Annotated in this window: 13 protein-coding genes; 9 read left to right on the top strand and 4 right to left on the bottom strand. The window is 67.5% G+C overall.

The genetic code is table 11. The annotated features are described in order from the left end of the window. Positions 1-1,224: AsmA family protein (locus VIR09_RS22370; protein ID WP_332014837.1), on the bottom strand; the 1,224-nt coding region annotated here is incomplete at its 3' end. 171 nt (positions 1,225-1,395) lie between these two features. Between VIR09_RS22370 and moaC the strand changes: the two genes are divergently transcribed. From moaC to glp, 5 genes are read left to right on the top strand one after another with little or no spacing between them, the layout of a single operon-like run. Beyond that, positions 1,396-1,884 (top strand): cyclic pyranopterin monophosphate synthase MoaC, encoded by a 489-nt coding sequence (gene moaC / locus VIR09_RS22365; protein WP_042794830.1) that lies wholly within the window; start codon positions 1,396-1,398, stop codon positions 1,882-1,884. Further along, complete coding sequence (locus tag VIR09_RS22360) at positions 1,865-2,116, top strand: MoaD/ThiS family protein (RefSeq protein ID WP_332014836.1); 252 nt, start codon at positions 1,865-1,867, stop codon at positions 2,114-2,116. Before moaC ends, VIR09_RS22360 begins: the two co-directional genes overlap by 20 nt. 5 nt (positions 2,117-2,121) lie before the next feature. Further along, positions 2,122-2,589: a molybdenum cofactor biosynthesis protein MoaE gene (locus VIR09_RS22355; protein ID WP_332014835.1), complete on the top strand. Its 468-nt coding sequence runs from the start codon at positions 2,122-2,124 to the stop codon at positions 2,587-2,589. A 20-nt stretch (positions 2,590-2,609) separates the two neighbouring features. Then, complete coding sequence (gene moaB / locus VIR09_RS22350) at positions 2,610-3,131, top strand: molybdenum cofactor biosynthesis protein B (RefSeq protein WP_332014834.1); 522 nt, start codon at positions 2,610-2,612, stop codon at positions 3,129-3,131. A gap of 3 nt (positions 3,132-3,134) precedes the next feature. Then, positions 3,135-4,340 (top strand): gephyrin-like molybdotransferase Glp, encoded by a 1,206-nt coding sequence (gene glp, locus VIR09_RS22345; RefSeq protein ID WP_332014833.1) that lies wholly within the window; start codon positions 3,135-3,137, stop codon positions 4,338-4,340. On the opposite strand, the gene mobA is transcribed toward glp, so the two are convergent. The 3 genes from mobA to VIR09_RS22330 are packed head-to-tail and all read right to left on the bottom strand — an operon-like array spanning position 4,325 to position 7,159. Further along, positions 4,325-4,948 carry a molybdenum cofactor guanylyltransferase MobA gene (mobA, locus tag VIR09_RS22340; protein WP_414639454.1) on the bottom strand — a complete coding sequence of 208 codons (624 nt, stop codon included), beginning with the start codon at positions 4,946-4,948 and terminating at the stop codon, positions 4,325-4,327. The two genes, glp and mobA, sit on opposite strands and share 16 nt — an antisense overlap. Beyond that, positions 4,941-6,044, bottom strand: coding sequence for a GTP 3',8-cyclase MoaA (gene moaA / locus VIR09_RS22335; protein ID WP_332014832.1), 1,104 nt, complete (start codon positions 6,042-6,044; stop codon positions 4,941-4,943). The genes mobA and moaA overlap by 8 nt, the downstream gene beginning before the upstream one ends. Before the next feature lie 35 nt (positions 6,045-6,079). Beyond that, on the bottom strand, positions 6,080-7,159 hold the full coding sequence (locus tag VIR09_RS22330) for a substrate-binding domain-containing protein (protein WP_332014831.1): 1,080 nt from the start codon (positions 7,157-7,159) through the stop codon (positions 6,080-6,082). Positions 7,160-7,297: 138 nt separating this feature from the next. Between VIR09_RS22330 and VIR09_RS22325 the strand changes: the two genes are divergently transcribed. From VIR09_RS22325 to VIR09_RS22310, 4 genes are all read left to right on the top strand, one after another. Beyond that, positions 7,298-7,855, top strand: coding sequence for a formate dehydrogenase subunit gamma (locus VIR09_RS22325; RefSeq protein WP_332014830.1), 558 nt, complete (start codon positions 7,298-7,300; stop codon positions 7,853-7,855). Next, positions 7,852-9,423: an NADH-quinone oxidoreductase subunit NuoF gene (locus VIR09_RS22320; RefSeq protein WP_332014829.1), complete on the top strand. Its 1,572-nt coding sequence runs from the start codon at positions 7,852-7,854 to the stop codon at positions 9,421-9,423. Before VIR09_RS22325 ends, VIR09_RS22320 begins: the two co-directional genes overlap by 4 nt. Positions 9,424-9,436: 13 nt before the next feature. Beyond that, a complete protein-coding gene (gene fdhF / locus VIR09_RS22315) occupies positions 9,437-12,313 on the top strand; it encodes a formate dehydrogenase subunit alpha (RefSeq protein ID WP_332014828.1) in 2,877 nt (958 codons plus the stop codon). 29 nt (positions 12,314-12,342) lie between these two features. Further along, positions 12,343-12,800: formate dehydrogenase accessory sulfurtransferase FdhD (locus tag VIR09_RS22310; protein WP_332014827.1), on the top strand; the 458-nt coding region annotated here is incomplete at its 3' end.

Raw genomic sequence — 12,800 nt, 5'->3', positions numbered from 1 at the left:
CGCCGCGGCGGCTGCCGGAGCAGCGCCCTTGGCGGCAGATCCCGGCGTGGCGGTGGCAGCGGCCGGACCGGCCTTGTCTCCCGCCTTGGCGGGATTCAGGCCGCTGGCTTTGCGCAGCTTGTCGGCCACCGGCGTGGCGGTCGGCTCGACGCCGCCCAGCCGCTTCAGCCCGGCGACCACGTCCAGCCAGTTCAGATTTTGATTGGCGTAGCGACGCACATGAATCTGCGGCGCCCACAGCCCCACCTCGCCTACATAGGCATGGCGCGCGATGGGCTCCAGCTCCAGGCGGGTGACGGTCAGCGCGCTCCAGGCGGCCAGGTTCGCGCCCGCGGTGTCGCGCAGGTCCAGGCGGCGCAAACCCAGGTCGCCGACGACGCGGATCTTGGGCGGCGCGTCCTTGGGCTGCTCGAACACCACTTGCAGGTTCGAATCCAGCAGCGCGCTCTCGACCTTGAACGGCAGCGGCATGGGCCAGACGTCTGCCCACTTTTCGAGCTGCAGGCCGTTGAAGGCCACGCGCAGCGTGGATGAGGGCACCTTGTCGAAGGGCCGGGCCACGCCGGTCAGGTCGAAGGGGCTGCCGTTGATGCGCAAGTGCACGCGCGGCTGCACGTCGATGTCGGTGGCGTAGCCGAAGGTGGAAATGAATGGCACGCCCACGCCCACTTCGTCGACAACCTGCTTGCGGCCGGTGACCTTGTCGTCCAGCGTGATCGAGCCGTTCTCGATCACCATGTTGTTCAGCGAAAAACGCGGCAGTCCTTCGTCCGGCTTGGGCGGTTCCTGGGGCTGGGCGGCCGTCAATTCGGCCACTCGTTGCTGAATATCAGAGAAATTGAATCGCGTGACGTCCTCGCGGACGATGGCGATGTTAGGCTCGCGCAGCGTCATTCGATCGACGACCGGCGCAAACCAGAACAGGGAAGTCCAGGCCGCGCTGACGTCCAGCTCGGCCAGCGTCAAGAGCGGCGTCTGCGAATCGGGCTGGGCCACGGCCAGATCGCGCGCCCGGACGGTCAGCGTGAAGGGATTGAAGCTGATGTCGCCGACGGAGACGTCCCGCCCGATCATCTTGGAGACGTCCTGCACCAGGACGTTGTGCAGCACTTTGGGGACCTGCCAGGCGGCAACCCCGAAAAGGATAAGTACGAATGCCGCGATACCCAGAAGAATCTTGCCGACCCGGCGGGTTAACCGAAGCTTGGGCATCCGCAAGGGCATTGCGCGTCTCCTGATACGAATTGAAGGACGAGCGTTTCCGTCCTTCTAATGACTACAGGCGCGATTATCGCGCCCCCTGCACCGCTCGTCTATCATAGGCGTATCAATGGGCCGATCCGGCCAGCCGGGGCCGCCCTTTTCAATCATTAACAATTATCGCTCCCGATTCCCATGTCCACGCCCACCCCAACCTTGAGCCACCTGGATGAAGCCGGACAGGTCCGCATGGTCGACGTCATCGCCAAGACGGACACCGAGCGCGTGGCGATCGCCACCGCCAGCGTGCGCATGAACGCCGTCGCCTACGGCCTCTTGACCCAGCCGGGCCAGGGCAAGGGCGAGGTCCTCAATACCGCCCGCGTCGCCGCTATCCTGGCCGCCAAGCGCTGCGCCGACACCATCCCGCTGTGCCACAGCCTGCCGTTGGCCTTCGTCGGCGTCGAGTTCGCGCTGGACGACGCCGAGCATCGCATCGACGTGCTGGCCACCTGCCGCACCAGCTACAAGACCGGCGTGGAAATGGAAGCCATGATGGCCTGCAGCGTTGCCGCGCTGACCATCTACGACATGTGCAAGGCTGCCGACAAAGGCATCGTCATCGAGCAAGTTCGCCTTAAGTACAAGGCAGGAGGAAAAAGCGGTGAATGGCGCAACGATTAATCTTCTTTACTTCGCGCGCGTCGCCGAACTGGTCGGCAAGCGCTCCGAAGCCTGGCCTCTGGAGGGCGAGTCCACCGGCGCGCAGCTGCTCGCCGCGCTGGGCGAACGCTACCCCCAGCTGGCGCCCTCCGCGCGCCTGAAGCTGGCCATCAACCAGACCCACGCCAAGCCGTCCGCGCCCGTCCGGGCGGGCGACGAGGTCGCGGTATTCGAACCCGTCACCGGAGGTTGAACGCCATGATCAGCGTCCAGGAAGCCGATTTCGACGGCGCCGCGCTCACGGCCGCGCTGCGGGAGAGCGCCGGCCCGGGCGTGGGCGGCATCGTCACTTTCGTGGGCTATGTGCGCGACTACGCGCCCGACACGCCCACCGACACGCTCTTTCTCGAACACTACCCGGGCATGTGCGAACGCGAGCTCGAAGAGATCGCCGCGACCGCCCGCGCGCGCTGGAACCTGGACGGCACGGTCATCGTGCACCGGGTCGGCGCGCTGCACCGCAACGCCCAGATCGTCTTCGTGGCGGCCGCCAGCGCCCACCGCGGCGACGCCTTCCGCGGCTGCGAATACATCATCGACGCGCTCAAGACCCGCGCGCCCTTCTGGAAGCGCGAAACCCTGGCGGGCGGCAGCAGCTTCTGGGTGGAGCAACGCCAATCCGACCAGGACCGCACGCAGTCCTGGGATGAAGACACCACCGTCTAGACGATAGAAGAGGAGAATCCATGAGCGACGAAAGCCTTGTTTCGCTGGCCTGCGCCGTGCTGACGGTCAGCGACACCCGCAGCGCGGGCGACGACACCTCCGGCAACCTGCTGGCCCACAGCCTGGCCCATGCCGGCCATCAGTGCGTGCGCCGCGACCTCGTCAAGGACGACATCTATCAGATCCGCCGCGTCATCAGCGACTGGATCGCCGATCCCGAGGTCCAGGTGATCCTGACCACGGGCGGCACGGGCTTCTCGCATCGCGACCACACGCCCGAAGCCATCCAGCCCCTGCTGGACCGCGAGATCCCCGGCTTCGGCGAACTGTTCCGCCAGATCTCCTACACCGAGATCGGCAGCTCCACCGTCCAGTCGCGCGCCCTCGCAGGTTCGGCCAACCAGACACTGATCTTCTGCCTGCCCGGCTCCAACAACGCCTGCGAAACCGCCTGGTCCCAGATCATCCGCGAACAGCTGGACAGCGGCCACCGCCCCTGCAATTTCGCCACCCAATTCAAGCAACGCGAAGAAGACAACTGACCCATGCTGGATTTTGATCAAGCCCAGACCCTGCTGGCCAATGCCGCGGGTCCGCTGCAACGCAGCGAAGAGGTGAGTCTGGCCGCTGCCGCCGGCCGCGTGCTGGCCGCCGACCTCACCGCCACCGTGGACATCCCGCCGGCCGACAACAGCGCCATGGACGGCTACGCCTTGCGCGTGGCCGACTGGGGCGCCGGCGTGCGCCTGCCGATCCAGCAGCGCTGCTATGCGGGCGAAATGCCGGAACCGCTCAAACCCGGCCAGGCCATCCGCCTGTTCACCGGCAGCCTGATCCCGGAAGGCGCGGATACGGTCGTCATGCAGGAAGACACCACCGAAGCCGACGGCCAGGTGGAAATCTCGCGTGCTCCCAAGCCCGGCCAGCACATCCGCCGCCGCGGCGAAGACACCATGGCCGGGGCCCCGCTGCTGGCCGCGGGCACCGTGCTGGAAGCGGCTCACATTGCGTTGCTGGCCTCGCAAGGCCTGGCCCGCGTGCGGGTCGTCGGCCAGTTGCGCGTGGGCATCCTCACTACCGGCGACGAGCTGGTGCTGCCCGGCCAGCCGCGCGCGGCCGAACAGATCTACAACTCCAACGGCCCCATGCTGGCAGCGCTGGCGCGCGGCATGGGCGCCCTGCCGGTGCACGTGCTGCACGCCCGCGACACCGAGGCCGACCTGCATGCCGCCTTCAAGACGCTGCTGGCCGATTGCGACCTGGTGGTTAGCGTGGGCGGCGTGTCGGTGGGCGAACGCGATCTGGTCAAGCCCGCGCTGGCCTCGCTGGGCGGCGAACTCGCGCTCTGGAAGGTACGCATGAAGCCGGGCAAGCCGGTGGCGCTGGCGCAGATCGACGGCAAGCCCGTGGTCGGGCTGCCCGGCAATCCCGTGTCGGCCTACGCCGTGTTCACCCTGCTGGTGACGCCGCTGATGCGTCGCATGCAGGGACGCGAAACCTTGTTCCCGCCGACCAGCCAGTTGCCGCTGCGCACCGAGCATCCGCGCCAGGATAGCCGCGAGGAATTCCTGCGCGTGCAGCGCCGCCTGGCCGACGACGGCAGCGCCGAACTGGTGCCTTACGGCCACCAGGGTTCGGGCGTGATCAGTTCATTGCCCTGGGCGACGGGCCTGGCCCGCCTGCCGGCCGACGTGCAGGTGCAGGACAAGGACCGGGTCGCCTACTACGACCTGCGTCACTGGCTGGCGTAGCGCTCGGCAGCCGCCAGTTCCTCTGGCGTGTTGACGTTCATGAAGGCATCGGGCGCGTCGTCGAAGCAGGCTTCGACCGCACCCGCCCTCGCCTGCCACAACCCAACCTTGCGGTCGCCGGCACGCAGGTACGCCAGCAGATTCGGCAATAGCGAAGTGCGCAAGGCCATGCAGGCCGAATGCCGCTGCCCGTTGGCCATCGCATAGGCCATGGGCGCCTTGGCGGACTCGGCCGCGCCTACCAGGCGCGCCGCCAGGTCCGGGGGCAGGAAGGGGGTATCGCAGGGAACCGCCACCAGCCAGGCCTCCCGTTGCGCGGCCGCCAGGCCCGCGGCAATGCCCAGCAGCGGCCCTTGCCAGGCGCCCAATTCGGCCTCGCCGTCCCGCAAGACCTCGCCGTACGGGGCATAGAGATCCACGTGACGGTTGGCGCTGACGATCAGGCGCGACACCTGTGGCGCCAGGCGGCGCGCGACGTGCGCCACCATGGGCTCGCCGCGCAGCATCACCAGGCCCTTGTCCTGCCCATTCATGCGCGTGCCCTGGCCGCCGGCCAGGATCAGACCCGCCACTCCTGCGCGTGCGATCGCGGGCGAGGTTTCAACCACCGATGTAGCTCATCTCGATCTTGCGCGCCGGATCGGCCATGTTGCGGCCGCGCAGCTCGGAGTAATGGTCGTTGCGGCCCGCCCAGATGCCCGCGATGATGCCGGCAAGCTCGGCATCGCTGGCGCCGTCGCGCAGCGGCGCGCGCAGGTCGTAGCCGTCGTGCGCGAACAGGCACAGGAACAGCTTGCCTTCCGGCGACAGGCGCGCGCGCGTACAGCCGCCGCAGAAGGCGTGCGTAACGCTGGAGATGACGCCGATCTCGCCGCCGCCGTCCAGGTAGCGCCAGCGCTCGGCCACGCGGCCCATTTCGCCGCTGGCCACCGGCTCCAGCGCATAGGCCGCACCGATGCGGTCCAGCACTTCCTGGCTGGGCACCACCTCGGCCAGATTCCAGCCGTTGGTGTTGCCCACGTCCATGTATTCGATGAAGCGCAGGATATGGCCGGAATGGCGGAAGCGCTCGGCCATGGGCAGGATCTGGCCGTCGTTCAGGCCGCGCCGCACCACCATGTTGACCTTGACCGGCGCCAGTCCGGCTTCAGCTGCTGCGTCGACGCCGCGCAGCACGTCTTCGGGCGTGAAGCCGCTGTCGCTCATACCCTGGAACATGGCCGGGTCCAGCGCGTCCAGGCTGACAGTGACGCGCGTGAGTCCGGCGTTCTTGAGTGCGGCGGCCTTGCGCGCCAGCATGCTGCCGTTGGTGGTCAGGGTCAGGTCCAGCGGACGGCCCGCAGGGGTCCGCAGTTCCGCCAGTTGTCCCACCAGGTTCTCGATATGTTTGCGCAGCAGCGGCTCGCCCCCAGTCAGGCGGATTTTCTCCACGCCCAGCTGCGTGAAGATGCCCGCCAGGCGGCTGATTTCTTCGAACGACAGCAACGCCGCATGCGGCATGAAGGTATAGCTGCTGTCGAAGACCTCGCGCGGCATGCAATACGTACAGCGGAAGTTGCAGCGGTCCGTGACCGAGATCCGCAGGTCGCGCAAGGGGCGCGCGCGCTGGTCCAGCGCCGGCTGTCCATGCGGCGGCAGTTCGCCGGGCACGGCGGGGGCCAGCGGACCGGTCCGGCGATCGGCGAGGAAAATCACTTTGCTCATGGGAACATCATATCCCGGCGCATCGCGTTCCGCGCTCATGGAAAAGCCTCCTGCAGGGACTGCAGCCTGCCTGTGTCCCGGGCGTCGTAGCCCGCCAGCTGGCTGACGTAGCCGACGTAGTCGGGACTGCTCATGATGGACAGCAGGTCGCGCATGGCGGGCGTTTCCAAGGAGGATTTGCGGATGGCGAAGAAATAGCGCTCGCGCACCAGCGGGATGAAGTCCAGGCCGAAGCGGCAGGCGGCGGTCTCCACCCCCACGCCCGTGTCGGCCATGCCGCTGGCGATGTGCGCGGCGATGGCCATATGGGTGAATTCATTGGTTTCGTAGCCCTGCACCTCGCTGATCGAGACCCCCGCCCGCTGCAGCATCAGGCCCACCAGATAGCGGGTACTGGAGCCGATCTGGCGGTTGACGAAGCGCACGTCGGGCCGCGCCAGATCAGTCATGCCCCGTATCTGCTTGGGATTGCCGGCGGTGACGAACAGGCCGGCATTGCGCACCGCCAGATGGATCAGCATGTACTCGTCCGCGTGCAGCCATTGCGCGTACCGCTCCATGATGGGCGCTTCGAAATCGCCCAGCGGCACCTGGAAGCCCGCCAGGTCGCATTCGTGCCGCTCCAGCGAGGCCAACGCCTCGATGGCGGTGCGGTAGCGCAGTTCCAGGCCCGGCTTGCGGTTGCCCATGTGCTGCATCAGCGATTCCACCGCAAAACCGTGGCTGGCGTGCAGCCGCAGGTGCGGGCCGCTCTCGGGCAACAGGCGCTCCAGCTCTTCCTGCAGCTCCGACGCCATGCTGTCCAGCGTCGGCATCAGGCGCGCCTCGATGCGGCGGTTGGCCCACAGCAGGCGTTGCGCGAACGGCGCCAGTTGCGTGCCCTGGCGGCGGTTGGTGATGAGCAATTGCGTGCCGAAGATGGTCTCGAAACGGCGCAGCACGCCCCAGGCGTGCCGGTACGACAGGCCGCAGGCGCGACAGGCGCCGGCAATATTGCCAGTGGCGTCGATCGCCGACAGCAGCGCCAGCATGTCCTGCAGCGGCACAGGCGCCGGGTCGTCGTCTCCGCCCAGGCTCCATTGCGGCCGCAAGCCGATACGGAACTTATATGTCATTTATTTCTTATTGAAGACGGTGAATTACCCCGCTAGAGTACACAAATAATGCGGCTGGAAGGGTTTTTATATGCTTTTAAAAACATATAACCCAACGAAATCCCGCCCGACCCAACAGCAACACAGGAGGAGACCGACGTGCATCAGCGCGAGGCAACATCCGATCTGGCGTCCAGCGGCGGCGCCCGCGGCGGCCAGATGGCCCTGGACGCGGCGCAAGCGTCCCCCACTCCGGCCATCGCGGCCACCGCCCGCATACTCGCCCGGCTGAAGGACCAGCCCGGCCCCCTGTTACCCGTGCTGCATGCGGTCCAGCATGAACTGGGCTGTATTCCGGCCCCGGCGGTGCAGACCATCGCCGAGGCCCTGAACCTGTCCCGCGCCGAGGTCCACGGCGTCATCACGTTCTACCCCCATTTCCGCAGCGAACCCGCAGCGCGCCACACCCTCGAGGTCTGCCGCGCCGAGGCCTGTCAGGCCATGGGCGGCGAACATCTTGCTGCCCATGCACGCACGGCGCTGGGCTGTGATTTCCACGCCAACAGCAAGAACGGCGATTTCACCCTGGAACCGGTGTACTGCCTGGGCCTGTGCGCCCAGTCGCCGGCGGTGATGATCGACGGCCGGCCCCACGCCCGCGTCACGCCGGAAAAGCTGGACCGCCTGCTGGCCCGCACGCTGGAGGCGCAATCATGAGCTCCCCCATCGTCATCTACGTGCCGCGCGACGCGGCGGCATTGGCCATGGACGCGGACACGGTCGCGCGCGACATCGAACGCGCCGCCGACGCCCGCGGCCTGTCGGTGCAGATCGTGCGCAACGGCTCGCGCGGGCTGCTGTGGCTGGAACCCATGGTCGAGATCGCCACGCCGCAGGGCCGCATCGCCTACGGGCCGGTGCAGCCAGAGGACGTGGCCGCGCTGTTCGACGCGGACTGGCTGGCCGGCGGCGAGCATCCGCTGCGCCTGGGCCTGACCGAAGAAATCCCCTACCTGAAGCAGCAGGAACGCCTGACCTTCGCCCGCGTGGGCGTGACCGACCCGCTGTCGCTGCAGGACTACGCCGCTCACGGCGGCCTGCAGGGCCTGCAACGCGCCCTGACGATGGAGCCGGGACAGATCGTTGATGAAATGGTGGCCTCGGGCCTGCGCGGCCGCGGCGGCGCAGCATTTCCGACCGGCATCAAATGGAAGACGGTGGCCGGCACCCCCAGCGACCAGAAATACATCGTCTGCAATGCCGACGAAGGCGATTCGGGCACCTTCGCCGACCGCCTGCTGATGGAAGGCGACCCCTATGTGCTGATCGAAGGCATGACCATCGCCGGCCTGGCCGTGGGCGCAAGCTACGGCTATATCTACGTGCGCTCCGAATATCCGCAGGCCATAGCCACGCTGGAAGCCGCCATCGCGCGGGCGCGCAGCGTGGGCTGGCTGGGCGACGACGTGCACGGCAGCGGGCGCCGCTTCGACCTGGAAGTGCGCAAGGGCGCGGGCGCCTACATCTGCGGCGAGGAAACCTCCCTGCTGGAAAGCCTCGAGGGCAAGCGCGGCGTGGTCCGCGCCAAACCGCCGCTGCCCGCGATCTCGGGCCTGTTCGGCAAGCCCACCGTGATCAACAACGTGATTTCGCTGGCCACCGTGCCCATCATCCTGGCCAAGGGCGCGGGCTACTACCGCGACTACGGCGTGGGCCGCTCGCACGGCACCCTGCCGTTCCAGCTGGCCGGCAACCTCAAGCACGGCGGCCTGGTCGAGAAGGCCTTCGGCCTGAGCCTGCGCGACCTGCTGTACGGCTTCGGCGGCGGCAGCGCCTCCGGCCGCCCGCTGCGCGCGGTGCAGGTGGGCGGCCCGCTGGGCGCCTACCTGCCCGAATCGCAATGGGACGTGCCGCTGGACTACGAGGCCTACATCCAGATCTCCGCCATGGTCGGCCACGGCGGGCTGGTGGCCTTCGACGACAGCGTCGACATGGCGCGCATGGCGCGCTACGCGATGGAGTTCTGTGCCATCGAATCCTGCGGCAAATGCACGCCCTGCCGCATCGGCTCCACCCGCGGCGTGGAAACCATAGACAAGATCGTCGCGGGCGGCCCTGGCCGCGAGCAGCAGGTGCATCTGCTGCGCGACTTGTGCGACACGATGCTGGGCGGATCGCTGTGCGCGCTGGGGGGCATGGCGCCCTACCCGGTGCTGTCCGCGCTGAACCACTTCCCGCAGGACTTCGGCATCGAGTCCTCCCAGTCTGCCGCGCACGCGGCCTGAACCCGAGACCGACATGCTAGAAACCGTCATCAAGCGCGATCGCGACCTGGGCACGCCGGCGCGCGAGTCCGCCGTAACCGTCACCCTGACCATAGACGGCCAGGAAATCACGGTGCCCGAAGGCACTTCGCTGATGCGCGCGGCCGCCGAGGCCGGCATCAACATTCCCAAGCTGTGCGCGACCGACAGCCTGGAGCCCTTCGGCTCGTGCCGGCTGTGCCTGGTGCAGATCGAAGGCCGCCGCGGCTATCCCGCGTCGTGCACCACCCCGGCCGAGAACGGCATGGTGGTCTACACCGAAACCCCCAAGCTGCATGACCTGCGGCGCGGCGTGATGGAACTGTACATCTCCGACCACCCGCTGGACTGCCTGACCTGCCCGGCCAACGGCGACTGCGAGCTGCAAGACATGGCCGGCGTGGTGGGCCTGCGCAACGTGCGCTACGGCTACGACGGCGCCAACCACCTGAAGAGCGAAAAGGACGAGTCCAATCCGTACTTCACCTACGACGCGTCCAAGTGCATCGTCTGCAACCGCTGCGTGCGCGCCTGCGAGGAAACCCAAGGCACCTTCGCCCTGACGATCTCCGGCAAGGGCTTCGAATCGCGCGTGTCGCCAGGGCAGGACCAGCCCTTCCTGGACAGCGAATGCGTGTCCTGCGGCGCTTGCGTGCAAGCCTGTCCGACCTCCACCCTGCAGGAAAAGACCGTCATCATGATGGGCCAGGCCGAGCACTCGGTCGTGACCACCTGCGCCTACTGCGGTGTGGGCTGCGGCTTCAAGGCCGAAATGAAGGGCCAGGAAGTGGTGCGCATGGTGCCCTGGAAGGACGGCCAGGCCAACCGCGGCCACTCCTGCGTCAAGGGCCGCTTCGCCTGGGGCTACGCCACGCACAAGGAACGCGTGCTCAAGCCCATGATCCGCAAGCACATCACCGACTCCTGGAAGGAAGTATCCTGGGACGAGGCGATCAACTATGCGGCCTCCGAATTCCGCCGCATCCAGGGCCAGTACGGCCGCGATGCGGTCGGCGGCATCACCTCGTCGCGCTGCACCAACGAAGAGACCTGGCTGGTGCAGAAACTGGTGCGCGCGGCCTTCGGCACCAACAACGTCGACACCTGCGCGCGGGTCTGCCATTCGCCCACCGGCTACGGGCTGAAGCAGACGCTGGGCGAATCCGCCGGCACGCAGACCTTCGATTCCGTCATGCACACCGACGTGGTGATCGTAATGGGCGCCAACCCCAGCAGCGGCCATCCGGTGTTTGCCTCGCGCCTGAAGCGCCGCCTGCGCCAGGGTGCGCGCCTGATCGTGATCGACCCGCGCCGCATCGAACTGGTGAGCTCGCCGCACATCAAGGCCGACTTCCATCTGCAGGTACGCCCCGGCACCAACACCGCGCTGCTGTCCTCGCTGGCGCATGTGATCGCCACCGAAAACCTGATCGCCGAAGCCTTCGTCGCCGAGCGCTGCGAAGCCAAGGCCTTCAAGGAGTGGCGCGACTTCGTCTCGCTGCCGGAAAACTCGCCGGAAGCCATGGAAGAAATCACCGGCGTGCCGGCGCAGGCCGTGCGCGGCGCGGCGCGCCTGTACGCCACGGGCGGCAACGGCTCCATCTATTACGGCCTGGGCGTGACCGAACACAGCCAGGGTTCCACCACCGTCATGGCCATCGCCAACCTGGCCATGGCCACCGGCAACATCGGCCGCGAAGGCGTGGGCGTGAATCCGCTGCGCGGGCAGAACAACGTGCAGGGTTCCTGCGACATGGGCTCGTTCCCGCACGAGCTGCCCGGCTACCGCCACATCTCCGACAACACGGTGCGCGCCCAGTTCGAAAAGGACTGGGGCGTGACCCTGCAGCCCGAACCCGGCCTGCGCATCCCCAATATGTTCGAGGCCGCGCTGGGCGGATCGTTCAAGGGCCTGTACTGCCAGGGCGAAGACATCGTGCAGTCGGACCCCAACACGCAGCATGTGGCGGCTTCGCTGGCGGCCATGGAATGCATCGTGGTGCAGGATCTGTTCCTCAACGAAACGGCCAAGTACGCCCACGTGTTCCTGCCCGGCTCCTCGTTTCTGGAAAAGGACGGCACCTTCACCAACGCCGAGCGCCGCATCTCACGCGTGCGCAAGGTGATGGAGCCCAAGAACGGCAAGTCCGACTGGGAAGTGACGGTGGCGCTGTCCAATGCGCTGGGCTATCCCATGGACTACAAGCATCCGCGCGAGATCATGGACGAGATCGCGCGCCTGACGCCCACATTCTCCGGCGTCAGCTACGAAAAGCTGGACAAGCTGGGCAGTCTGCAATGGCCCTGCAACGACGAGGCGCCCGACGGCACGCCCATCATGCACATCGAGGAGTTCGTGCGCGGCAAGGGCAAGTTCATGATCACCAAGTACGTGCCCACGGACGAGCGCAGCACGCGCCGCTTCCCGCTGCTGCTGACCACCGGCCGCATCCTGTCGCAATACAACGTGGGCGCGCAGACCCGGCGCACCCCCAACGTCATGTGGCATGGGGAGGACGTGCTGGAACTGCACCCGCAGGACGCCGAGGACCGCGGCGTGAAGGACGGCGACTGGGTCGGCATCCAGAGCCGCGCGGGCGAGACCGTGCTGCGGGCCACGCTGACCGACCGGGTACAGCCGGGCGTGGTATACACCACCTTCCATTTCCCCGAGTCCGGCGCCAACGTCGTCACCACCGACAGTTCCGACTGGGCCACCAACTGCCCCGAGTACAAGGTGACGGCCGTGCAGGTCACGCGCGTGTCGCAGCCTTCGGAATGGCAGCGCCAGTGGTCGCGCTTTGCGGATATCCAGCAAAAGCTGCTGCGCGAGCGTTCACGCGAAAACGAGGCGGCGCTGACCGGGAAATAACCGCCAGCCCGAACCGCCAGGACGCCGCCATGACCACGCCACCGCCTTCCCGCCCCGACTGCACGCAGGTTCAGGTCACCCGCGTGCGGGGCGGCATCCTTGTCCCCGAGGTCGAAACCGACTCCGTGGCCGAGGAAACGCCGGTGGCGCTGGAGTTCAACGGCATCAGCCACGCCACCATGCTGGCCACGCCGGCCGACCTGGAGGACTTCGCGGTGGGTTTCGCGCTGTCCGAAGGCATCATCGACGGCGTCGGCGACGTGCGCGGCATCGACCTGCTGCCGCAATGCGACGGCATCGTGATCCAGCTGGAAATTTCCAGCGCCTGTGAAGTGCGGCTGAAGTCGCGCCGGCGCGCCATGGCCGGGCGCACGGGCTGTGGCCTGTGCGGCGTGGAAACGCTGCCCGAAGTGCTGCGGCCGGTGGCGCCCGTCACCAATGGCGCGCCGGTGCGTATCCAGGCGGTGCTGGCGGCCATGCGCGACAT

Source organism: Achromobacter sp. (genome assembly GCF_036567245.1).
Lineage (GTDB): Bacteria > Pseudomonadota > Gammaproteobacteria > Burkholderiales > Burkholderiaceae_B > Achromobacter.
The sequence above is the reverse complement of the archived record's forward strand: the minus strand, read 5'-3'. Positions and strand labels throughout refer to the sequence as shown.

Excerpts from the sequence above, each read along its gene's own strand:
- moaC (WP_042794830.1), top strand. The coding sequence starts at position 1,396 with ATGTCCACGCCCACCCCAACCTTGAGCCACCTGGATGAAGCCGGACAG.
- VIR09_RS22355 (WP_332014835.1), top strand. The coding sequence starts at position 2,122 with ATGATCAGCGTCCAGGAAGCCGATTTCGACGGCGCCGCGCTCACGGCC.
- moaB (WP_332014834.1), top strand. The coding sequence starts at position 2,610 with ATGAGCGACGAAAGCCTTGTTTCGCTGGCCTGCGCCGTGCTGACGGTC.
- glp (WP_332014833.1), top strand. The coding sequence starts at position 3,135 with ATGCTGGATTTTGATCAAGCCCAGACCCTGCTGGCCAATGCCGCGGGT.
- moaA (WP_332014832.1), bottom strand. The coding sequence starts at position 6,044 with ATGAGCAAAGTGATTTTCCTCGCCGATCGCCGGACCGGTCCGCTGGCC.
- VIR09_RS22330 (WP_332014831.1), bottom strand. The coding sequence starts at position 7,159 with ATGACATATAAGTTCCGTATCGGCTTGCGGCCGCAATGGAGCCTGGGC.
- VIR09_RS22320 (WP_332014829.1), top strand. The coding sequence starts at position 7,852 with ATGAGCTCCCCCATCGTCATCTACGTGCCGCGCGACGCGGCGGCATTG.
- fdhF (WP_332014828.1), top strand. The coding sequence starts at position 9,437 with ATGCTAGAAACCGTCATCAAGCGCGATCGCGACCTGGGCACGCCGGCG.